The sequence below is a fragment of the Cognatundibacterium luofuense genome, from assembly GCF_018139685.1.
Classification (GTDB): Bacteria; Pseudomonadota; Gammaproteobacteria; order Burkholderiales; family Burkholderiaceae_D; genus Undibacterium; species Undibacterium luofuense.
In genome coordinates, this window is record NZ_JAGSPN010000459.1 from 1 (window position 1) to 316 (window position 316).

The 316-nt window shown below is 57.3% G+C and carries 1 protein-coding gene; it reads left to right on the forward strand.

All coding sequences use genetic code 11. From position 1 onward, the window contains the following. A partial coding sequence (locus tag KDM89_RS21215; RefSeq protein ID WP_329604721.1) for a choice-of-anchor X domain-containing protein occupies positions 1-316 on the forward strand: 316 nt, incomplete at both ends.

A 316-nucleotide genomic window follows, 5' to 3' on the forward strand; every position in this document is an offset into this window, starting at 1 on the left:
CGCCGGTGAAAAAGCAGTGTTCACGGTGCGCGCCAGTGATGCGCAGGGACAGCCGCTGGCATTACAGGTAGAGAAAGCCGTTGCCAAAGGTTTGAGTTTTGCCGGCCAAAAAGAAAGCGCCGCGCTGGCGCTGAACATGAATGACAGCGGGCAGGATGGTGATACCCGTGCCGCCGATGGGATATACAGCGCGACGCTGCAGCCTGCACAAAGCGGCTTTGCCAGCTTTCACGGCACCTTGCGTACCGAAGTCAGCTATACGGTCGCTGGTAAACCAGGACGTATCTTCTTCGATGTGGTGTATTCGCCGGAATTG